The sequence below is a fragment of the Sphingobacterium sp. UBA7625 genome (genome assembly GCF_002484085.1).
Classification (GTDB): Bacteria; Bacteroidota; Bacteroidia; order Sphingobacteriales; family Sphingobacteriaceae; genus Sphingobacterium; species Sphingobacterium athyrii.
Map to the genome: position 1 here is coordinate 1 of NZ_DLJD01000048.1, position 21,683 is coordinate 21,683.

17 protein-coding genes are annotated in these 21,683 nt (G+C 42.2%); 10 read left to right on the forward strand and 7 right to left on the reverse strand.

From position 1 onward, the window contains the following. Positions 1-52: 52 nt before the first annotated feature. Positions 53-4,612 (reverse strand): TonB-dependent receptor plug domain-containing protein, encoded by a 4,560-nt coding sequence (locus B4G94_RS19840; protein WP_286861324.1) that lies wholly within the window; start codon positions 4,610-4,612, stop codon positions 53-55. A 160-nt stretch (positions 4,613-4,772) separates the two neighbouring features. Further along, positions 4,773-7,538 (reverse strand): hypothetical protein, encoded by a 2,766-nt coding sequence (locus tag B4G94_RS19845; RefSeq protein ID WP_286861327.1) that lies wholly within the window; start codon positions 7,536-7,538, stop codon positions 4,773-4,775. Between the two features lie 141 nt (positions 7,539-7,679). Here B4G94_RS19845 and B4G94_RS19850 point away from each other — a divergent pair, with 141 nt between their 5' ends. Then, the gene (locus B4G94_RS19850; protein ID WP_286861330.1) at positions 7,680-9,161 is read left to right on the forward strand and encodes an FAD-binding oxidoreductase; all 1,482 of its coding nucleotides are present in this window, start codon (positions 7,680-7,682) and stop codon (positions 9,159-9,161) included. 18 nt (positions 9,162-9,179) lie between these two features. Here B4G94_RS19850 and B4G94_RS19855 read toward each other — a convergent pair whose 3' ends face one another. Together B4G94_RS19855 and B4G94_RS19860 are read right to left on the reverse strand one after the other, a co-directional pair. Then, on the reverse strand, positions 9,180-9,998 hold the full coding sequence (locus B4G94_RS19855) for a universal stress protein (RefSeq protein WP_165308988.1): 819 nt from the start codon (positions 9,996-9,998) through the stop codon (positions 9,180-9,182). 118 nt (positions 9,999-10,116) lie between these two features. Next, positions 10,117-11,004, reverse strand: a complete 888-nt coding sequence (locus B4G94_RS19860; RefSeq protein WP_286861334.1) for a sugar phosphate isomerase/epimerase family protein — start codon at positions 11,002-11,004, stop codon at positions 10,117-10,119. 257 nt (positions 11,005-11,261) lie between these two features. Here B4G94_RS19860 and B4G94_RS19865 point away from each other — a divergent pair, with 257 nt between their 5' ends. Further along, positions 11,262-11,444: a hypothetical protein gene (locus tag B4G94_RS19865; protein ID WP_286861336.1), complete on the forward strand. Its 183-nt coding sequence runs from the start codon at positions 11,262-11,264 to the stop codon at positions 11,442-11,444. A 431-nt stretch (positions 11,445-11,875) separates the two neighbouring features. Next, positions 11,876-12,379, forward strand: a complete 504-nt coding sequence (locus B4G94_RS19870) for a helix-turn-helix domain-containing protein (protein WP_286861339.1) — start codon at positions 11,876-11,878, stop codon at positions 12,377-12,379. 225 nt (positions 12,380-12,604) lie between these two features. Here the strand turns inward: B4G94_RS19870 and B4G94_RS19875 are convergent, their stop codons facing one another. Further along, positions 12,605-12,760 carry a hypothetical protein gene (locus B4G94_RS19875; protein ID WP_286861342.1) on the reverse strand — a complete coding sequence of 52 codons (156 nt, stop codon included), beginning with the start codon at positions 12,758-12,760 and terminating at the stop codon, positions 12,605-12,607. Positions 12,761-12,890: 130 nt separating this feature from the next. Between B4G94_RS19875 and B4G94_RS19880 the strand changes: the two genes are divergently transcribed. The 5 genes from B4G94_RS19880 (at position 12,891) to pstB (ending at position 17,048) form a co-directional block, all read left to right on the forward strand. Continuing rightward, the gene (locus B4G94_RS19880) at positions 12,891-13,385 is read left to right on the forward strand and encodes a hypothetical protein (RefSeq protein WP_286861345.1); all 495 of its coding nucleotides are present in this window, start codon (positions 12,891-12,893) and stop codon (positions 13,383-13,385) included. A gap of 322 nt (positions 13,386-13,707) precedes the next feature. After that, a complete protein-coding gene (locus B4G94_RS19885) occupies positions 13,708-14,568 on the forward strand; it encodes a PstS family phosphate ABC transporter substrate-binding protein (protein ID WP_286861347.1) in 861 nt (286 codons plus the stop codon). A 6-nt stretch (positions 14,569-14,574) separates the two neighbouring features. Then, positions 14,575-15,465 (forward strand): phosphate ABC transporter permease subunit PstC, encoded by an 891-nt coding sequence (gene pstC, locus B4G94_RS19890; RefSeq protein WP_108636862.1) that lies wholly within the window; start codon positions 14,575-14,577, stop codon positions 15,463-15,465. Then, positions 15,455-16,312, forward strand: coding sequence for a phosphate ABC transporter permease PstA (gene pstA / locus B4G94_RS19895; RefSeq protein ID WP_286861350.1), 858 nt, complete (start codon positions 15,455-15,457; stop codon positions 16,310-16,312). Before pstC ends, pstA begins: the two co-directional genes overlap by 11 nt. Further along, positions 16,302-17,048, forward strand: a complete 747-nt coding sequence (gene pstB / locus B4G94_RS19900) for a phosphate ABC transporter ATP-binding protein PstB (RefSeq protein WP_108636860.1) — start codon at positions 16,302-16,304, stop codon at positions 17,046-17,048. Before pstA ends, pstB begins: the two co-directional genes overlap by 11 nt. 130 nt (positions 17,049-17,178) lie before the next feature. Here the strand turns inward: pstB and B4G94_RS19905 are convergent, their stop codons facing one another. Together B4G94_RS19905 and B4G94_RS19910 are read right to left on the reverse strand one after the other, a co-directional pair. Further along, positions 17,179-17,589, reverse strand: coding sequence for a hypothetical protein (locus tag B4G94_RS19905; RefSeq protein WP_146191153.1), 411 nt, complete (start codon positions 17,587-17,589; stop codon positions 17,179-17,181). Between the two features lie 293 nt (positions 17,590-17,882). Next, positions 17,883-19,745: a vWA domain-containing protein gene (locus B4G94_RS19910; RefSeq protein WP_286861355.1), complete on the reverse strand. Its 1,863-nt coding sequence runs from the start codon at positions 19,743-19,745 to the stop codon at positions 17,883-17,885. Positions 19,746-19,826: 81 nt separating this feature from the next. Between B4G94_RS19910 and B4G94_RS19915 the strand changes: the two genes are divergently transcribed. Then, on the forward strand, positions 19,827-20,405 hold the full coding sequence (locus B4G94_RS19915) for an RNA polymerase sigma factor (RefSeq protein ID WP_108636857.1): 579 nt from the start codon (positions 19,827-19,829) through the stop codon (positions 20,403-20,405). Continuing rightward, a complete protein-coding gene (locus tag B4G94_RS19920) occupies positions 20,392-21,651 on the forward strand; it encodes a carboxypeptidase-like regulatory domain-containing protein (RefSeq protein WP_286861357.1) in 1,260 nt (419 codons plus the stop codon). The genes B4G94_RS19915 and B4G94_RS19920 overlap by 14 nt, the downstream gene beginning before the upstream one ends. Positions 21,652-21,683 lie beyond the last annotated feature (32 nt).

Genomic DNA, 21,683 nt, shown 5'->3' on the forward strand with positions numbered 1-21,683 from the left:
CTTTTTGAGACAGCCTCTTTCTTTAATCCGATCGTACAAATAGTTTATTTGATTACTCAATTTCGACTTTTAATCCTTCTTGCCAATCTTTTAGTTCTTCGTTATAATATAAATAGCCCGAAGATGCGGCGCCCTGATATTTTCCCGGTACCTGGGCTTTGAGGTCTATGGACAGCTCTTTAGCTTCTTTGGCGTCAATTCCGCGCCAATATAACACCAGGTAATTCTCAAAAATTTCATAATAATCCACAAAACCTTTTTCCATTAAATCCCTCAATTGCTGTGGTTCGGGAGTTAGTCCCCCTGGAATACCGATCTTCGCCAATGGCATAGAAGCCGCCTTATCCCGTGTATTGTATAGCCGTACCTTGAGTACTGTATTATCGCCCATACGAATGCGATTGCTGGATAATGATGTCGAAAGATCCAATACGCGATCCCTAGCGCTTGGCGGCACCGTTGTCATATAATTAAACCGGTAGGAAGCCACAGCATAATCCATGTTTTCCAAGCGGATGGAGATTTGATGCTTTCCTGCAGGCAGCTCTGTCAAAAATAGTCTGCTCAGCGAATCAGCCTGGAGTGTGGTATCGCGGATCAGTAGTTGACCGTCCAGCCATAGCTCCATCTTTTTTCCTTTTTTCGCGCGCATATCCTGATCAAACAGTTGATAATATCCTGTTGCAGCTTTCAAAGCGAGTCCCGTTGCCTGGGTTGAACCATAGTAGCCCCGATCTGCAGATTTTACAAGTGCATCCATACAAGCAGTCAATTCCTGGGATGCTTTGTTTTCCAATTGGAAAACAAGAGCGATCCAGGCCAGCGTTTCATTTCGCAACGAGCGTCCATCCGAATTCGTAATACTTCCTTCGGCCAAGCCTTTCTTATCTTCAATTACCATGGGAAGCAGTTCCTTGATGCGTAATTTCAGGCTTTCCAATTGCTCTGCTTTATTGAGATTTTTTGCGGTAAGCGCTATTATTGCCATACGATAAGGATCTTTTGACCCCAGGACTTCCTGATAAGCCTTTTGAAACTCCAGCTCGATCTCCGCCCCTACACCTGCAACGCTTAACGCATAAGTGATATAAGCATTATTTATCAATTCACGATTCCCCGAAAAAGCGTACCTTCCCGCTCCCTGATGGTATCCACCCCGACCATCTTTTTTTGATAAAAGCCAGTTCTGAGTACGTTCGATCATCTTTTGATCTACAGCGATAAATGGCTTCATTTCCATAAATTCAATTAAACCAAAAGCTGAAAGCACCTCATGTGCCGGCGGTTTTCCATACCAATCAAAGCCCCCTCCTTTGATTTCGTAGGCCGCTAATTTTTTATAACCACTAGTCAAAAACTCTTGTGTTTTGCGTTGCAAGGATTCATCCCCCCTAATTTGCTGAAGGAGGGAAAGTGCATATATATTGGGATAGACGGATGAAGAAACCTGCTCGAAACAACCGTATGGCTCACGTACAATGCGTTCCAGTCCCTGCGTAATCTGCTTCAATGGATTGAGATATAGCTCCACCGAAAGCCGTTGCGAACCCTTGATTGCATTTTTAAGTTCAAATTCATATTCCAGATATTTAGATGTTGAATGCCCGAACTCCACAGGAAATCCTTTATTAAACAATTTGATATCCTTTATAATTCCCAGTACCGTGGAATCGCTACGGATAGAAAAACGGATCTTGTCTTTTTCATTCGAAGGCTGCTTTACTTCAAGTGGTACAAGCAGTGGGCTTTGTTCCTGTGCCCCTATTTTTGTAGCGTTAACCTCAGATTTCCATTCAAGGTTGTTTCCAATCAAGTCGACCCGGCTACTGACGGATAGCGGCTCCTTCCTTGTATTATCAACCAGTAATTGCGCATTGATCAAATCTCCCTGAGAAGCATACAAAGGGAGTTTGACGTCTAAGCCTATTTCGTCTTTCACTTGATATGTTGTCTGTTGACTACGTCCTATTAGACCATTTTTACCAACCCCTTCCGTTATGATCCGATAAGAAGTATGCTCATCCGCATTGGGAAAGGTAATCTGGGCTCGCCCTTCGACATCGGTCTCGATATGATAATTCCAATAGATATTATCCCGAAAATCATCTTTGATCAAGGCCTGTCTGTTTTTATACTTGGGTACATAAAACTCCTGTGGCTGATCAAAACGAACCTTTCGATATACCGTGTTCAAGGCCAGGTATTTTTGCCCCCCGACAAGATGGCTATTGCTAAAAAGGTTCCGAGCATCTCCCTCAATCCCTTTCCCGCCTTTCGTTGTGATAAGAATCACACCGTTGGCTCCACGGGCACCGTAAATAGCTGTTGCCGATGCATCTTTTAATATCGAAATACTTTGGATCAATTCAGGTGGAAATCCAGCAAAATTCGTCATATTGGCTTCGTTATAGGCTACCCCATCCACAACAAAAAGAGGACCACCGGTGCCACCAATGGAGTTCATCCCACGAATTACAACTGGCGCATTTGACCTTTCAGCCAAAGGGCTGACAATCACTCCAGCGACCTTGCCCGATAAGGCCGAGATTAAATTCGCTTGTGCATAGAGATCGCTGCTACTGATCGCCATTGTTGACCCCGTCACTGTTGTCTTTCGATCTACATTATAGCCGAGGACAACCAGTTCTTCCAGGATCGCATCCCCATCAGGTGCCTGTGGCTCCATTTCTATTTTCGGCGGAAGGGGCATTTCATCATTGATGTGTTGGACCAATGGAGTCGTCTCCAATTTCACCAAAACAGGATCAGTCGCCTGCCGCTTTTGCCTTACTGAGACCGCGACTTCATCTTGAGATGCAGCAACATAATAAAACTCATTTTTCCGATGTGTGGGGATATAGATTCGCCAGAAATCACACGGGATAGTGCGAATTGCAAAACGCCCTTGTTTATCCGGAGTTACCGTGTACAACAAGCTATCTGCAACGACATACATTTTTGAAGAATATGCCGTATTTCGTCCCTTGCCCTGTCTATAGACTACTCCCTTGAGCATATTATTCGGTTGTGTCTTGACCACCGTAAGCTCTTCGTTGCTCAACACCTTATCCCAGGTATAATTTCGCCAGCCCTGTGTCAGCATAAGCATATCGAGGGCTTGTGTACGTTTGTCTTTGCTTGGATCAAAATAGAAGGCGGGTTGATAGATTTCGCCTTGCACTGCGGCGCCCAGCCACATCCAAGAGCGTATATCATGCTGTTTATCGTTCAGATAACTTAAAACCTTATCATCGACAACACTCAGTGATATCGCTGCCGGCACAGATTTACCCCTACCATCCTGAGTCTCAATCGTCAGCTTCACATCCTCACGAGTCTTATAGATCGCTTTATCGCTCGTTACATGAATCTGTAGTCCATCGTTCATCGTATTAAAGAATAACCGTTCGCTCAAGATTTGCCTACCCTGCAAAATAGAGATACTTAGTACCCCCTGTGGTAAGCCTTCTTTTGATAACCTGAGCGAATTTGTCCCCTTAGTTACTGTCATCTCGCCTGTACGAAAGATTTTGTCCTCCTTCCGGATAAAATAACCCACTCGGCTGTCCATACTACTGATGACCCGCAAGCTCAATTCATTTTTTGATTGCTCTTCCAGTTGCACCTTTATACCGCTGTTTTTCATCGTAGGCAGCGCAATGGGCTTATTGGTAAGATAAGGCTTTTCCAATTGCGCATAATAGGTTCGTCCTCTTTTAGGGATGAATGAAAACTTTCCCATACCTTGATGAAAGGAGGAAAAATTGCAGATCTTATTCCCCCCATCGTCATAGATGGCCCCCGCGATATCAGCCGGAAATCCCTCTGCATTCAAAGCTTTAAATGCCACCACGTTAGAAAAGTCTTCCAGAAGATAGCCACCTTCAGGCATAAATTTAAGATCGATATCTTCGAGAATAATAGGGACATTCCTAGATATCGACTCAATCAGCTGCTGGTGTACAAAACGGACATTCAAGCTCACATGTTTATTTTCCAAAACTGCCGGCAATGCAAATGTTATTTGGGATTTACCTAAATGGTCAGTCTTAGCCACCTGTGAAAGATACAACTGACCACCGATACTCACTTCATAAGCAAAAGACTGATTTGAAAGTGGGTGATTCCCCAGGTCTTTAATCACAAAATCTGCAGCGACAGTTTCTCCTTTTCCGTAAGATTCCTTTTCAAGTTCCAACTGCATGATGAGCCGTGGTGGATTGGTCCGCATGACAGTGATGTCTTTCTCATAAGCGAGATTTGGGAAATTGACCATCCAAGGAGTCTGCACTTTCAATTTATAAATACCTCTTACAAGCTGTCTCTCCAATAGGAGACTTCCTTTGGCATAAATTGCATTTGCGGCAAATTGCTTATGTTGAATGACCTGTCCATTTGGTGCAATCAAGTCTACAATAACAAGATCACTCCGATCGGATTCACCGAAGTCAGTATTACAGAGATAAGTTGTAAAATAAATTGTCTCTCCCGGCGCGAAAATCGTCTTATTTGTATGTGCATATACACGTTCCAAAGGCAGAACACCTGCGTACTCCCTTATTTTATTTTGGACTATCTGTGCCTGACCAAAAACACTAACTGTAAATAACACATATGTTATTGTAAAAAAACAACACAAAAAAGATCCGATATAATTTTTCAGGTCATAGTGCTTTCCCTTTTTGCTTAGCCGCGATCTGGTCTCAAACACAGATCCTTTATCCAGCCTTTTTCCCTTAGCATTTATATTGTCGTTAATCATGGCATCTAGGTTAAAAATTCAGTACAACGTTAAAACCAAAAGTCCTCATCAATGGTGAGTTAAAGTAATCCAAGCCCACGGCATTACTCTGCCCTAAGAGGGATGCCCCGGGATAATTCCCTTTATATCTACTCCAATACATCAGGTTCTCCGCATAAAGCGTCAGATCAATTTTGTTGAGATATGGCCAGGATATATCAAAACTACGTGAGAGATTTATTCTGGAAAGACGTAGGTAACTTGCGTCTTCGATAACATCTTCTGCCACTCCTGATAGACCGTAACGCACCCACCTATTATTTTCAGTACCCGCTGCTGGATCATAATAGTCTACCAATTTATTATTTCTATTTCCCTGTGCGTCAATCCCCGGAAATAATTGATCTTTTAACAATCGTCCGGAGGCGGTTTCTAACGAGCGCCCCATATAATTGAGCATTTGTCGTGTTCCATTCCAGACTTTACCTCCCCTGCTCCATTCGAGATCAATATCGAAACGGATTCCCCTATATTGCAATGTATTGCCAAAGATCAAAGCAAAATCGGGATTTGGGTTTCCCAGAATCTTTTGCTCAGGGGCCACAATAGGATAGCCATCTCCATCAATCTGTAGCTGGCCGTCAGCGGTACGCGCATATGCTGTTCCCATAATCACGCCGACTGGTTGTCCAACAATATAGTTTCTACTGATCTCCTGCATACCAGCTATCTGGATACGATCAGCTTCCAAATGGATTTTATCTACCTTATTGATATAGCGGTGAAAATCCAGTCTTGGATACCAGTTCAACGGGCTATTGAAGATTCCAAACTGAGAAGAAATGGCCATCCGAAATCCCTTTTGTTGATAATCAACCGCATTGTTCAAGCGATATTGATTGTCTTGCCAAATTGGGGCATAACCGTTCTTCACATAAAATTGATAAAAATTCCCTTCAAGGCTCCACCCATGTCGTTTTAGAGAAGCACCGAACTCATAATTAACTTTCCGTTGCAATTTATCCACAGGATCCCGCAATAGCAATTCGTCCATGGGTAGGAAGGATTGAAAATCCTTGATGGAATATCGCATCAGACCAAATTGTATATCATTATTGATCTGATTGGGTTCAAGATGTGAAAGATTGAATTGCCCCCATACATTAGCGATAATATCTCCCCGGTCAAACAAATCAAAATCAAACCTTCTTTCCACTTGGCCAACAAAATTGAAGACTGTCTTATTTTTGCTTTTGTTGCTTACCAACATACTCGGCAATAGGTCAAAGGTCCAGTTGTTATTGTAACCACCAAATTCCTTCGCTACCAGTCCGGCCTGGAATTCCGAAGACCGATGTAGCAAAGAGACCGGCGCAAAACTCGCTACAGAACGGTTTAAAGACATCCATTGGTTTTTGTACCAGAAATTCCCCTGTAAATACAACTTTTTGCCTGCCGCCAAATAATACTTACCCTGTATATTCGTATCAAACAATTTTGTTTTTAATTTACGGTTGACAAATATATCCCGGTCCCCTTCGTCCATGTTTCCAACAAGGCCATAGTTTAATGTATTTTGTTGGTATTGATAACTGAGCTGTGCCCCCCAAAAAAAACGGTTATGATCCCAATCATATTTCAGTGTACCTAGATATTTCTGATTGAATTGATTATCGCGATTATTTTTTAATAAAAACCAGGGATTGGTATATACAGTTGAAATATTAGCATTCGGTTGTGATTTAGCATCAAAATTTACTGGCGATAGATAAGCTCCCATGAGTACATTAGCGTAGTTATTACCTATCATAGGCATTTTTTCATCGGATTGATTGAATTTATTCAAAACCTGGAGCCGATGTCCTATTCCAAATTGACGGGAATAATTTAGCTGTGTCCCCCAGGAATTAGTTTTGTTCGGATCAAATACCCCCTGCTTCTTGCTATATTCGACTTCTCCATAGAATTTTCCCAGGCCATCTTGCTTATAGGTCATATCCAGTGTCGTGGAGGCTTGATATCCGCTCCGATAGATATTTTTGTTATTGTAAACTGTAGGTAGGTCTGTCTGGGCGACCAAAGGTCCCCAGCTATAAGGAACATCTTTCGAAGCCACCAATTGCCCACTCAGCGCATGCCCCTGTACATAATCCCTTTGTAATTTTACACGATCATCCGCTTTATTGATAGATCCACCAAGTGTCAGATTGATATCTAGTAATCCATACCCCGGCTTTGGGTTCTGATAGATATACACTCGATTTTTGTTCTCACTCATGCTATAGTAAGAACCGCCATTATTTCTCAAAACGACAGGTCTGGAGGAGCTTCTGGCGATTGAGGTATCCATTGGAAACAAATTCACGTCGGTATGTTGTTCTCTTGCCGCCACAAGCTCCACAAGATAACCTCCGGACTTATCAAAGGGATCCGATCGAAACTCATATAACTGGTAAGCCTTAGGTAACTGAACTGGATATTTCCATAACTGTATTTTATCACGGTCATTGAGATCCATTCCAAATACACCATTGATATCAGTGTGTATCACCTTGCCTTTATGTAATCCGGCATTCAGTTCGTCAAAACTGGATACGACATTGTCGGCAACACGAATCACTGCAGCATCTTTCAATGGCCTTCCGAAGGCGTCTGTAATCTTACCTTCGTAACGTTGTACCTGACCAAATAGCGTCTGAGTAGCACAGATAAATAAACACAAAGAGGTATATTTTATCATCTTTTCAAGTAATAATTTGAACAGGGATGCAGCAAGCAACGGAATTCCATAACGCATATTATTTTTTTTTGAGACTTTTTACAGAACTCGGTTAACTATCTTTTCGGATAAAAATAAAATTAAAAAACAATAAATTTATATTATTTTGGTAGTGAACTATCCTTGTGATCGTTCACTTTATTAAATTGAACGGAGACCATGCGTATAACCCAAAGAACCAAACGTTATTCATTGCTAACCTTGCTTATTCTTTTAGTGGTTATTGCATTCCCCATTATCCATCTCCTCAGAACCAAATGGAGAGAAACAGATAATCACAGGGTGCTTCCTGCTCGGCATGTGGATGATGCTAGCGCGCTTAACCTGACCAGAGTCGATACCATCATTGCTATACCAAAAGACAGGTCGGCAATTGAAAATCAATTGCGGCAAATTCTGCATTATGCAAACACCGAGAGGTTAAAAATAGCGCTGGCTGGAGCCCGTCACAGTATGGGCGGGCATACAATGTATCCCGGTGGAATAGTGATCAATATGCTCCCTTATAACCACATGCAGCTTGACACAGTAAACAATATACTGAGCATCGGATCAGGTGCACTTTGGACGGATGCCATTCACTATTTAGACCATTATGGTAAATCAATTGCTGTGATGCAAGCTTTTAGTTCATTTTCTGTTGGCGGATCACTGAGTGTCAATGGACATGGATGGCAAAAGAATTCGCCGCCCTTAGCTTCCAGCGTACTTTCCTTTACACTAATGAATGCCCGAGGTCAGGTACTCCACTGCAGCCGCGACAAAAACACGGAACTGTTTCATCATGTGCTTGGTGGCTATGGTCTATTTGGTATTATACTCGATGTAAAGCTCAAAGTTGTCGATAATCAGTCCCTAAAATATCATTACGTAAACTTAGCTCCAGAAAATTATACGAAGTATTATAAAAAATATATTCTTGACAATCCGAAAGTAGATCTGGTTTTTGGGCGATTACGCGTTTCCAAAAAACATTTTCTAGCGGAGGCGACACTCAATTATTTTGAACAGACAGAAGAACCGCCGATACAGCTTTTCCGACAGGAAAAGAAAATTGAAGAAACCAAAAGACTGATATTTAGGGGTAGTGTCAATAGCGAATATGGAAAGCGGCTCCGCTGGGATCTTGAAACATCTTCGGCCATTCCTGCACGGCATCTCACATTTACCCGAAATGAGATCATGGATAGCCAAGTCTCCTTAATCGAAAACAAAGATACCACATCGACGGATCTGCTCCACGAATACTTTATTCCTGAACGAAATTTCATGAATTTCATTCAGGACATAAAACCTATTTTATTAAAATCGAAACTGGATCTGCTGAACATTACCATCCGCGCCGTCAATCGGGACCATGACGCTTATTTAAATTATGCGCGAGAAGATGTATTTGGTTTTGTGCTCTTGTTCAATCAGAAAAAAACAGCCCTGCAAGAGACTGATATGCATAGCCTCACGAATCTTCTGGTAGATGCAGCCATTAAAAACGAGGGGACATACTATCTCCCCTATCGCCTACATATCGCAAAAGACAAAATGAGAAAAGTCTATCCGCAAGCAGGCAGTTTTTTCAGAACTAAAATAAAATACGATCCTTCGGAACTCTTCAACAACAAGTTTTATAGACACTACAAATAATCCAGGAGACCTGACCAATTATATTGAAATGGTCAGCAGCGGAACATCCAGGCCTGAGGCCATCATACGCGTTTTGCTCCGATGCGTCAGTGAGTTCCAGAAACCATATTTATAGGGAATCATGACCAAAAGATCAGTATTACTTTCTTTAACCTCGTCACGAATGGCTTTGACCACCTCATTAGACGTTACATTTTTATAGTAGTAGCTGACAATGCCCATGACGTCTCCGATTGCCGCCCGGGTTTCATTTCCCTTTTCTTCATTTAGCTGCTCAACGGTTTTACGGATATTAAGCACTTCCAATACGGCATTAAAGTCAGTTGCGAAATCTTTCACCTTTTCAAGAATCTCTTTTTGCACGCCGCGTACGATGTCGCAGGCGAAGAGGATATGCTTAAGCCCGCTAAATTGTGCCCCAAGTGGAACAGATAGAATAGGAATTTTTAGTTTACTGATGGCCGACGTAGTAGTATTACCCAACATATCCTGGTCAAACGAGCGTTTGGCCATACCCATGACCAATAGATCGGCACCCGTCTCCTGAATACATTTTGTAATCTGATCGTAGAATAAACCCGTTGCTAGATAAGGAACAGCAGGCACCCCACTTTGCCGCGTGATACCCTCCGCTTTATCGGTTAAAACCTTGTTTTGATGTTCAAAAATTTTGAACATGGAATCGGGAGAAAGACGTGCGTTCATCGCATGTATTGAAGGGTTCTGCAGGGAGAACAAGATGATCTCATATTTTTTACCAGCAAAAACTTCGAGTATAAACTTTAGGGCATGTTCTGCCTCTTCAGCATAGTCTGTAGCAACAATAATCCGTTTCATATTTTCCGTTTTAATACGATTAAAAAATCCCTTTTTAATCCACTCAAGTTAACGAAAAATAATAAATCTATCAACCGGACAATTGTCTCAGCATCGTCAATTTTCTCCCGATTAACGGCTATTTAGAATAGCTGGCCTTTACAAAAGGAGCCCTTTTCAGGTAGTCTATACTTTGCTCAAGACCTGTGTAAATATCATTATGTGTTTCTTCCAATTCAACAAACAAGTATTTCAGTCCACCTGTTTTGACATTATTAAAGATCGCATCAAATCCGACCATTCCGCTTTGACCGATTTCACGGTGGTCTTTAATATGTAAAGCCTTAAATCTACCCGCATATTTGTTGAAGTAATCAACCGGACTGACATCACCGATTACTGCCCAGTAGACATCCATTTCGAAAAATACATTTTCGGGATTGGTATGCTCCAGCATGTAATCGTACATTACTTTATCTTCAATCTTTTTGAATTCATGAGCGTGGTTGTGGTATCCATAAAGCAATCCCTGTTCACGGCATTTTGCACCTACAGCATCCAGATAACGGCATTGTGTTTCCAAGTCTTTGAGTGTCTTAGGCACATCCATCCAAGGTGTTACAATATATTTCATTCCAGCGGCCTTGTGGGCGGCAATACATTGGTCCCACCATTTCAAGGATTCGGAGAAATCTCCAGAGGCAAGCTCCTGCGCAGACAATGTTTTGGTTGCATGGGAAGAAAGGACCTTCATCCCTGCTTTTTCTACCTTGGCTTTAAATTCCTGCGGGCTCAGATTGTATAGCTTGCCGTCATTATAACCAGCGGCTTCTACGCCCGTATACCCAAGTGCAGCAATCTTTTGTAAAATTTGATCGAAATTTGGGTTCTTGCTGATTTCCTCACGTACGGAGTACAACTGTAGACCAATTTCTTTTTTTGCGGCTTTCTGTTGCGCAAAAGTCGGATTGATGGCCAATAGCATACAGCCAGCCATGAATGATCCGATAAGCGTTCTTCTTTTCATGTGTTTTATTTATTACAGACCTATCCAACACGAAAGTTATGGTAAACATACGTTTACGGGTTGTTTAGGTTTATTCGTGTTAAGTGCAGCTGCAATGTATGCAAATACTCTAAAAAACGCAACGCTTTTGGACTTTTATTTTATTCACACCGCCATACATTCAAAAGTTAGGACAGTCTTTTTCTCCCGAAAAATCGAACAATTTAAACGATTTTACAGCCAAACATGTTCTATACATAGGACAAATACGAAAAAAGATGGAGAATCAATTCAACACCCCGGAGCATAGCCAGAAGAAGCAGGAGGAAAAATTACCTGATGTTGTCGTTGAAGAAAAAGACGATGCGCCTGCAGGCCGCAATATCAAACGAACATTAATTATTGCCGTTTGTGTGCTGATTGTATTTTATTTGATCTATTATTTTATGAGTGCGCATTAAAGGCGGGCTAGGTAGTTCGCGCGCTAAATCCTTACATTACATGTATACTCTTGTGCAACTTACTCCAGCTTCGGCGAAATTGACGGATTCCAGGGAATGCCGGAGCTGGGCAAGTCGACTTATTTCTATTGTTTTTCATTGGTATGTTCCAGTTTAACCCGGAACAACAGATATAGGGAAATGTTGCATTTTTTTAAATGTACTGACAAAAAGAAAAATCACTTTAACAACATATCAATAAAAGAACAGGCATTTATAATTGAAATGAATTTAAAATCTTAAAATTAATAAACATACATAACAACTAACTGAAATACGAAATCTTCTCTAAACATCATATTAAAACGAATATAACGAAGAAAGATATAATTGCAAATTTTTAAACAAAATTTTAATAAAATTATTGCGCAAATTATCATTCAATTCGTTGCATGACGGATAACGATAGAGAAAAACTTCGAGCTATAGGGCTGCGGTTTCGCGCAAAACGGCATGAGCTTTATTATTCTTTACGGGATGTGTCAAACCTGACAGGGATTTCGACAGGCACACTTAATGGAATAGAAAAGGGAAAAGACCTTACCCTAACGAACTTTTTGTTATTATGTCAAAGTCTCCAGATCCAGCCCAAAATTTTCTTTGAAAAAGATATCGAATTCAAGCCTCCTTATTCCCTACCTCCGGATGTACGGGAAAGAATTGCCCTTAGCAAAAAGTTAGACAATCTGGTCTATCATTCCGATTTCTTTCTTACCCCTAAGCGCGTAGCAGAAGTTCTAGATGAATTGGGAGTGGATAAAAGCCAAAGCAACAAGTTCTCCGTGCATCTTTCCGCTTACTGCGAAGAGGGGACACTGGAATATAAACAACGGGGTAATTTTAAGGAATATCGAAAAAAAAGCAGCACTACTTCGAAACCTTCCGAAAACGGTTAGCCCTTTTGAAAGTGCCTGGATCATTAAATCGAACACCGTACTTCCGTAGCACTTCCTGAGTTTTCTTGCCCGATATGACATACATTGAAAGTTATTGACGACAAAATGATGAATGCTGTGTGTCCAGCCAAAAAAGAAACAAAAAAGTACAGATAGCCACATTTATACTTATCAACATGTTATCCACATAGTGTGGAAAACTCACTACTAAAACATAACACCCATTTAAACAGCGTAATAGAACATCAGAAAAGAAGAGTTTCCTTTCTCGACCTCCCGGTCCATATCACTGAACATACGATGCAAACAAAATAGACCGCCCAAAACGACATCCGCCGTTATCAACAGGCGTTTGATCGTCCCAGGCTCGCCATTGGTCACTTTACATCGCCGCTCTTTTTATTAGAATAGGGATGGCTATAAGATATTTATCACATTCCTAAAAAAAACTGTAACACAATTCCCGATGCGAATACTAATTTGAAAAATAAACATATTAAACTAGACAATTATGGAAAAGAGATCTATTTACAACTGGAAAAGCAATTTATTAGGGAATAAATCAAAGTTATATAACAATGATAGCCTGATCGGCTCGTTGGAATCCAATGATTGGACACTAGATGCCAATGTTTCTATTCGCTCAGATCAATATAGTTTTAAAAACAAAGGGCTTTTCAACCCATATACTGAAATACGCAATAAACATGGTGAACTGATCGGTGACATCGAATACAACGATTGGACCGGTGGAGCGACCATTAGCCTCATTGACAGGAAATACAAATGGAGCCCGCGGAATATGTGGATGTCAGCCTGGAAAATCGAAAACGAACAGGGCCAAATTGCCGAAGTAAGTCCCTCCGCTATGGGAAATAGTGGAACAATAGCGAGTGTGGAAAACAACGAGCTATTACTATCCATCAGTCTTTATCTCCAAAAAAGAACAGCTGTCATGTATTCCTTGTTTGCACTGATCCCAATCTTCGCAGTACTCTTATTTTAAAACATCCTACAGAAATTCATTATGATATAATAACACAAAAACAGGCTTATGCCTGTTTTTTTTTTGCACGATCCACATCCCCTCCTCCTCCCGTCCAACATCAAAGCCTACATGCAAACCCTATTGTATATCTTTCTTCATTTTTCGTGTCCGCTTACCCTTTTTTGTTAAAAAGTTCATAAAAAAGTGATCGTTTTTCCGCCAAAGGGACTCAGGAGTGCAATGGGCAGATAGCAGAAAATATATTTACAAAATATGACTTCACAATAAGATAACATAACGCTAACACAAAATCATTCTTCTTCTGTTTAACTTAGTAAGAATGAATAACATGACTTTCCATCGTCTTATTTCTACTGTACTTTTAAGTTTCAGTATCCTCTTATGCGCCTGTGGCAATAATGACCATACCATCAAGATGAAAGGTTCCGATACCGAGGTCAACCTTGCTGTTAATCTTGCCGAAGCATATAACAAGACGGATCCAACCTTCAGCATAGCCATCTCCGGCGGCGGCTCAGGTTTGGGTATTACTTCACTTTTGAATGGACAGGCAGATATTGCCAACTCCTCACGCCCACTTACCGACGAAGAGCAGACACTCTTCCAAAAGAAAAATATACGGCTGAAAACCGTTGTTTTTGCCGAAGATGCTACCGCTTTCGTTGTTCATAGCGACAATCCGATCACGGAAATCGATGTAAAAACACTGTCAAAAATCATGAGTGGACAGGTTGAAAACTGGAAATCAATTTCTGGACAGGATGTCCCGATCAATATCTATGGTAGACAGAGCAGTTCGGGAACTTATTCATTTATTCGCAAGAAGCTAAAAATAGCCTATAGCCAAAAGGCCAAAGAAATGACCGGTAATGCACAGATATTGGAAGCCATCAAAATCGACAAATCAGGTATCGGTTATGTCGGTGCAGGTTATATATCCAAAAAGATTCAGGACAACAAAGGAATCAAGGTATTGAAAATCAAAAATGAAGTAGATTCCAATGCCATTTCCCCCTTAGATCCGACAGCTATAAAAAATAGGTTGTATTTTTTCCAACGGCCCCTCTATCAGTTTATTCCCGAAAAATCATGGGACAAGGTCCTGTCATTTATCCAATTCGAGACCAAAGGGGAAGGAACGAAGATTATTGAAAACTCAGGTTATTACCTTATCCAATAAAATAACATGCAGTACAAAAAACGAATAACCATCGATAAGATCGCAAAAATCATATTCAAGTCTACCGGATATTTGGTTCTTGCGCTTCTAGGAGGCATCTTCTTTATGTTGCTCTATAACGCCATTGCCTTCTTTCTGGAAGTTTCACCGCTCGATTTTATTACTGGAAGCCAATGGAATCCCACTGCTGCAGAGCCTGCATACGGTATCCTGCCTTTAATTGTGAGCACCTCGATTGTTTCGCTGGGCGCCATGCTAATTGCCATTCCACTTGGTGTGGGAACAGCAGCTTTTATTTCCGAATATGCGAGTCCCAAACTCAAAACAGTTTTAAAACCGACCATAGAGATGCTTGCCGCAATCCCTTCCGTCGTGATCGGTTTTTTGGGAATCGTGCTCGTTGGCCCCGGAATAGCAGATCTGAACAACTTGCCCAATGGACTAAATGCGTTAAATGGTGCGATCTTACTAGCGATTATGGCCCTGCCAACCATCATTACCATTTCCGAAGACGCCATTCATGCGGTACCACAAACCTATCGTGAAGCAAGTTATGGCCTCGGCGCATCGCGTTGGCAGACATTGCGCAAGATTACGATCCCGGCAGCAGCTCCGGGAATCATTGCAGCAGTCATGCTGGGACTGGGAAGAGCGATCGGCGAAACCATGACCGTGCTCATGGCAACCGGCAATGCAGCGATCTTTCCCAAAGGATTTTTTGATTCGGTCAAGACCATTACTGCAACGATCGCCATTGAAATGGGTGAAGTACCTTATCAGACAACACACTATTATGCCCTATTTGCCATAGCGATTGTCTTATTCTTTATGACTTTGGTAGCCAATCTAATTGGTGAATATTTTATTAACCGCTTTAGAAAATATCATGCAGCATAAATTCAAAAAACTGGCGCCGCTCGTCGAATGGGGTACACTTCTCCTCTCCACAGGACTAGTCTGCTTCTTTTTATGCGTGATCCTATACGATATCTTTACCAAAGGCTATCACGTGCTGTCCTGGGAATTTGTCTCCAAACTGCCTACCAGTGGCATGACACAGGGCGGCATTCTAACCCCAATTATTGGTACTGTATTTCTGACATTGATCACAGCGATCTTCTCCATTCCCTTTGGAATCTGTTGCGCCATTTACCTCAACGAATATGCTGAGAATACCTGGCTGACCCGAACGATCCGTGCTTCCATCCGTAATTTATCCGGTGTCCCATCTATTATCTATGGTCTCTTTGGTCTGGCGTTGTTTGTTCAGGCGTTGAATTTCGGAACTTCAATTTTATCAGCTGGACTGACCTTGGGTCTCTTGTCCCTTCCCTATATTATCACAACAACTGAGGAGGCCCTGCTCCGTATACCCCGGAGCATGCGTGAGGCAGCATTGGCCGTGGGTGCCACCAAATTCGAATCCATCAAAGACGTAGTGCTTCCCGCTTCCTTGCCCGGCATACTGACGGGAATTGTCCTGACACTCTCCAGAGCTGCCGGCGAAACAGCCCCCATTCTCTTTACAGGGGCTGCATTCTATATCACCAATTCCTTTGGCAACATCAATCAGGAGTTTATGGCACTGCCCTATCACCTATATATGTTGTCAACACAACATCAGTCTATCGAAGAGGTCAGACCCATCGCCTACGGTACCGCTTTAGTTCTTATCGTCGTGGTCTTCCTTATGAATTTAACAGCTTTCTATATTCGGTATAAGTTTAGAAATAATGAAAAGTAAATTGGTCGCTGAACATCTCAACCTATGGTTTGGGAGCAAACAGGTGTTGAAGAATATCAATATCGAATTTGAAGAAAATAAAGTTACGGCATTGATCGGGCCATCCGGCTGTGGCAAGAGTACCCTCTTGCGAAGCCTCAACCGGATGCATGACCTCTATCCGGAAGCCCGGATAGAAGGACAGATCAAACTGGATGGCCGCGAGATCTATCAAAAGGATGTGGAGGTCACGGACTTGCGCAAGCGTGTGGGAATGGTATTCCAAAAAGCCAATCCGTTCCCCAAAAGTATTTACGAGAATATCACCTATGGCCTCAAGATCAACAATCTGCTTGCTGACAAGGCAACCGTGCAAAAGGCATTGGAAGAAGCATATATCTGGGAAGAGGTCAAGGACGATCTCAAAAAGCCTGCTACCCGGCTTTCCGGTGGACAGCAGCAAAGACTCTGCATCGCCCGCGCGGTAGCCTTGCGCCCCGAAATTATTTTGATGGACGAACCGTGTTCGGCATTAGATCCGGTGAGTACCCTGAAGATTGAGGAACTTATTCACCATTTGAAAAAAAAATATACGATTGTCATCGTCACACATAATATGCAGCAAGCACAGCGTGTGGCCGACAAAACAGTTTTTATGTATCTCGGTGAGATTATCGAGCAGGGGGATACACAGCAGATTTTTAACAACCCACAACACGAAACCACCCGTAATTATATCAGTGGACATTTTGGTTAACCCACTCAGCAACTCCGAAACACACCTTCTGTGTGGAGGTCCACTGCTTTCTCTTATGTTCGGCGAGTTCGTGTATCGCCGAACATCTTAGAACACAAAATAAATTTAACAACGGTACCCTATTCAGCTATTAGCTTCCAAAAGGATCAGTCTTCTTTTCTGTTTTCAGGATCCCGATCAGATGCTGTAAGGCCTTTTGCAAACGTTTGGCATCATCTTCGGTCTGGATAGCCCATAAGATTTCTTCGGTACTCGCAGCCGATTTATAGCGGATCTGATAGCCGGCCTTTACCCTTGCGATGATAAGGGGTTCCGACTTAGAAATATCACTCCGGTAATGTTGCCCTGTTGACAGAAATACAGTCAGGACTTTCCCGTCCACCGTAACGGTGTCAATTTTGGTTTCTTTGTAGTGGTAAGCCATCTTATACAGCTTGTTGATATAGGCTATGGTTTGCTGTTTGTTGAGCGCCGTATGTTGCCCTTGTGACGGTGTCCCCATTCCTATTAAAAGGAAGCAACATAAAAGGAAATTTTTCATTCGAAATTTGTTATTTATCTGCTCTTTCTGAATCTGTGCTGGTGTTCATGCCGGCACACAAAACGGTAAGCAATTATTCGGCCTTAAAAATATCTATTTATTTATGATTTTCCGATGCCTATTTTTCAAAAGTCTGCTTGCACAAACTTAACATACAACAAATTAATAGCTATTCTATCTGTACAACACTTTAAAATGAAACAACCCGGTGCAATTTATCAATCAATTGCACTGGGTCTTTCCCCTTCTTTTCCTCAACACGTTATTCCTTTAAATTTAAACAGGGAAATTAACTACAATTTTGCTTTCGATAAGTCACGTGCATTTTCAGCCATCCGGATAAATTCGGCACGGTAGCCTTCATCGTCTGCTCCCTTTGCGGTCTTCGCCCGTGCGATCAAACGATCAAAATCAGCCTGCTGTTTAAAGTCCGAATCACGAAGTAAAAGTCCCAGTTCGGCCACTGCAGTTGCAAAGCGTAAATCTTCACTGACCTTATTCAAATCAGTTACCTTAGTCGGCACGACCTGCTGCTGCAATTTGCTTTTTTCACCCTCGGGTTCTTTGTAACGAAATTTGACTGCTGCCAATTCCCCATTTCCCCTGACCTCAATGTATTTCGTCGAATTTTTCTGGTATTTTAATGGATCTACTGTCCCAACCATCGTCGAATTGACCCCGACAGGAACGATCTCATAAAGCGCGGTAACCACATGACCTACCCCCATATCGCCGCCCATCTTTTGATCGTTGTTGAAATCTTCCGCTTCAAGCAGGCGGTTTTCATAACCGACCAGGCGATAGGCCTGAACATAATTTGGATTAAACTCGACCTGAATCTTGACATCTTTGGCCACTGTGAATAATGTGCCGCCAAATTCGGTGACCATCGCTTTCCTGGCTTCGGAAATATTGTCGATATAAGCGTAATTGCCATGTCCTTTATCGGCTAAAATCTCCATCTTACTATCTTTCAAATTTCCCATACCATAACCGAGCACGGTCAGAAAAACCCCCGATTTGCTCTCTTTACCAATCAATTCTTCCATAGACTCATCGCTACTCTCCCCTACGTTGAAATCGCCGTCACTGGCCAGAATAATTCGATTGTTTCCACCCTTGATTAAGTTTTGGCGGGCAATGGCATAGGCTTTTTTGATCCCCGCAGCACCGGCGGTACTTCCTCCGGCCTCCAGCTCGTCTATGGCCGTTTTGATTTTCATTTTCTGACTACCGCTGGTACTCTCCAATTTCACGCCGGCCGAACCAGCATAGGTGACAATAGCAACACGGTCAATATCGCGCAGCTGATCCACCAACATTTTTAAGGAAGATTTTACCAAAGGCAATCGCCCGGCGCCCATCATTGATCCGGATACATCAATTAAAAAGACTAAATTAGAGGCTTTGAGTTTGTCCGTTGGAATATCTTTGGCTTTTAACGTCACACGCATCAACTGATGCTGATTGTTCCAGGGGGCCTTGGTCAATTCGGTTACAATATTTACTGGTTCGCCGTTCTTCGGTCCTGCTACGCGGTACTGAAAATAATTGATCATCTCCTCAACACGTACGGCATCTTTATCGGGTAAACTGCCAGCGTTGATAAACCGACGGATATTGCTATATGAAGCAGCATCCACATCAACAGCAAATGTTGACAGCGGCTCTTTCAGTGGATTGATAAACTTATTTTCTTTGATTTTTTGATAGGATTCCTGATTTTGATCGGGTATATACCCTCCACGAATATAGAGTCCCTGAGTCTGGCCTGCTAAGGCCGTAGAGGCAGTCATCATATTTGCTGTATTTCTTTTCGCAACTTTACGATCCCCCATAACGACAACTTCATCAAGTGCACGATTATCCTGCACCATGGCTACGTCCATTTTCGTCTTGCTCTTTACCTGGATACGTTGTGTAATATAACCGAGATAACTGAATTCCAAAGTTGTCTTACCGGGAGTGACCTTGATCCGGTAATTCCCATCACGATCGGTGGATGTGCTTTCTGTCGTTTGCACATTTGTTACCACCACGGCACTTAGCGCCAATTTTGTCGTTGCATCCGTTACTTTCCCTTTCACCTCATATTTTTGCCCGGCATATCCACCGATGGATAACAGCAGGCTCATTAAAAAAAGTATTGTTCTCATATCCTTCAAATTTTTGTCAAGGGATGCGACAAATATTAAATTTCCATAAACCAGAAAAAAAAAATATTTTTAGCAAATAAAATGTTCGCATTCAAGTCGTCAAAAAAGGATTCAACGCAAGACCATGAGCTCTTGCAACAATATCAGGAGACAACAGATCTCAAGGTATTGGGCGACCTCTATCAACGACATACTGAAATGGTATATTATGTCTGTTTACGGTATCTTCAAGATCCGGAACTGAGCAAAGATGCGGTGATGAATATTTTTGAAGAGCTCATCTACAAAGTTAATAAACAAGAAATCAAAGACTTTCCACGATGGTTATATGTATTGAGCAAAAACCATTGCCTGATGTATTTAAGATCGAAAAAGAACAAATCACAAATTTCTTTGGATGAATTTGTGAAATATCCCGAAGATCTGCATCAGTATGAACAACATGATGAAAAAGAGGAACAATTGACGGCCATGGAAGGCTGTCTGGAAAAACTACCGGACAAACAGCAACAGTCCGTCAGGCTCTTTTTTCTGGAGGAAAAATGTTACAAAGAGATCAGCGACTCGACAGGATATAGCTTAAATGAAGTGAAGAGTTATATCCAGAATGGGAAGCGGAATTTAAAAAATTGCATGGAGGCTTGGAATGAGCGACAGTAATTACGACATAGCATACTTAAAGAAATACGTCAACGGCCTACTTTCTCCCAAAGAGATGTACGCCATTGAACGTGAGGCCCAACGTGATCCCATGTTGGCAGATATTCTTATGGGTATAGAAATAGATCAAAAAAACGCTGTTCCTTCCGATCTCAATGCACGTATTGCACGACGTGTCGAAGACGATAGAAAGACAAAAGTAAAAGTCTTTGACTGGAAACGACTGGCCATTGCCGCCAGTGTGGTTACTATTTTAGGCATAGGAATTATCTATTTCCAACAACAGAAAAGCCCGTCCGAAGCAAACCGTACAGCCGATGTTGCCTTGCCGGCTGATGCACCGTCATCAAAATTAAGCCCTCAAGCGGATTCTGCTGCCTCAACTGTTATTGAACCCGATCTCAAGGAACCGGATAATCCTCGTTTGGCTAACAACAGCAAGCCGTCCGATATCCCTCAGCACAGACAGGAGGAGAGCATCCCCCCTCTAAAGGAACAATCCCTGCGTGTAGCCCCGGTTGAAATGAACAGGGGTATTCAATCGGATAGATCCAATCGCGATTCAAAATTGATGGACAGTGCCGTTGTTTACGGTTACGCTCCAAAAGCAAAACAGCGTGTCACAGAAAGTAATGTTATTATCAGAGGAGACCAGCTTAATACCCTTGCCGGCCGTGTAGCTGGCATAAATGTTAGCCCGCAAACGAGCGGAAGCCCTTTACAGGTCACTGTACGTGATAAAGAGACAGGTCTGCCGATATCGGGTGTTACGATCATGCAGCCAAATAGTAAATTGGCTACAAATACCGATGCACAAGGCAAAGCCACTATTCAGCCAAGCACAGTAGACTCGCTGGTTGATATTATGGCTGTGGGCTATAATACAGTTGCATTAAATATGCGCCGCAACAAGAACCTGAACGTAAAACTACAGCCTTCCGGCGCAACACTGGACGAGGTGGTCGTCACAACCATGTCCTCCCGGAAAACAAAAAGCGCAGAACCGGTCTGGGGCTGGAAATCATTTAACAATTACGTCAAGAAAAAAACAGCCAACAGCCGATATGAAGGCACGGTACGCCTAAGTTTCTATATAGATAAAGATGGGTTCCCGTCCAATATCAACATCTTACAAAGTGCAAATGATTATTTGGACAATAAAGCCAAAGAGATCTTACTTTCAGGGCCAAAATGGAAAGGTGAAGACAACCGATACGTCACACTAACCTTCGATTTCACCTATTAAAGTCCGACAAAACCGGGGCAATAATAAAGCCT

What these genes read in the sequence shown, in the direction of transcription:
- B4G94_RS19845 (WP_286861327.1), bottom strand. Translation starts at nt 7,538, where the DNA reads ATGCGTTATGGAATTCCGTTGCTTGCTGCATCCCTGTTCAAATTATTA.
- B4G94_RS19850 (WP_286861330.1), top strand. Translation starts at nt 7,680, where the DNA reads ATGCGTATAACCCAAAGAACCAAACGTTATTCATTGCTAACCTTGCTT.
- B4G94_RS19855 (WP_165308988.1), bottom strand. Translation starts at nt 9,998, where the DNA reads ATGAAACGGATTATTGTTGCTACAGACTATGCTGAAGAGGCAGAACAT.
- B4G94_RS19860 (WP_286861334.1), bottom strand. Translation starts at nt 11,004, where the DNA reads ATGAAAAGAAGAACGCTTATCGGATCATTCATGGCTGGCTGTATGCTA.
- B4G94_RS19865 (WP_286861336.1), top strand. Translation starts at nt 11,262, where the DNA reads ATGGAGAATCAATTCAACACCCCGGAGCATAGCCAGAAGAAGCAGGAG.
- B4G94_RS19870 (WP_286861339.1), top strand. Translation starts at nt 11,876, where the DNA reads ATGACGGATAACGATAGAGAAAAACTTCGAGCTATAGGGCTGCGGTTT.
- B4G94_RS19880 (WP_286861345.1), top strand. Translation starts at nt 12,891, where the DNA reads ATGGAAAAGAGATCTATTTACAACTGGAAAAGCAATTTATTAGGGAAT.
- B4G94_RS19885 (WP_286861347.1), top strand. Translation starts at nt 13,708, where the DNA reads ATGAATAACATGACTTTCCATCGTCTTATTTCTACTGTACTTTTAAGT.
- pstC (WP_108636862.1), top strand. Translation starts at nt 14,575, where the DNA reads ATGCAGTACAAAAAACGAATAACCATCGATAAGATCGCAAAAATCATA.
- pstA (WP_286861350.1), top strand. Translation starts at nt 15,455, where the DNA reads ATGCAGCATAAATTCAAAAAACTGGCGCCGCTCGTCGAATGGGGTACA.
- pstB (WP_108636860.1), top strand. Translation starts at nt 16,302, where the DNA reads ATGAAAAGTAAATTGGTCGCTGAACATCTCAACCTATGGTTTGGGAGC.
- B4G94_RS19905 (WP_146191153.1), bottom strand. Translation starts at nt 17,589, where the DNA reads ATGAAAAATTTCCTTTTATGTTGCTTCCTTTTAATAGGAATGGGGACA.
- B4G94_RS19910 (WP_286861355.1), bottom strand. Translation starts at nt 19,745, where the DNA reads ATGAGAACAATACTTTTTTTAATGAGCCTGCTGTTATCCATCGGTGGA.
- B4G94_RS19915 (WP_108636857.1), top strand. Translation starts at nt 19,827, where the DNA reads ATGTTCGCATTCAAGTCGTCAAAAAAGGATTCAACGCAAGACCATGAG.
- B4G94_RS19920 (WP_286861357.1), top strand. Translation starts at nt 20,392, where the DNA reads ATGAGCGACAGTAATTACGACATAGCATACTTAAAGAAATACGTCAAC.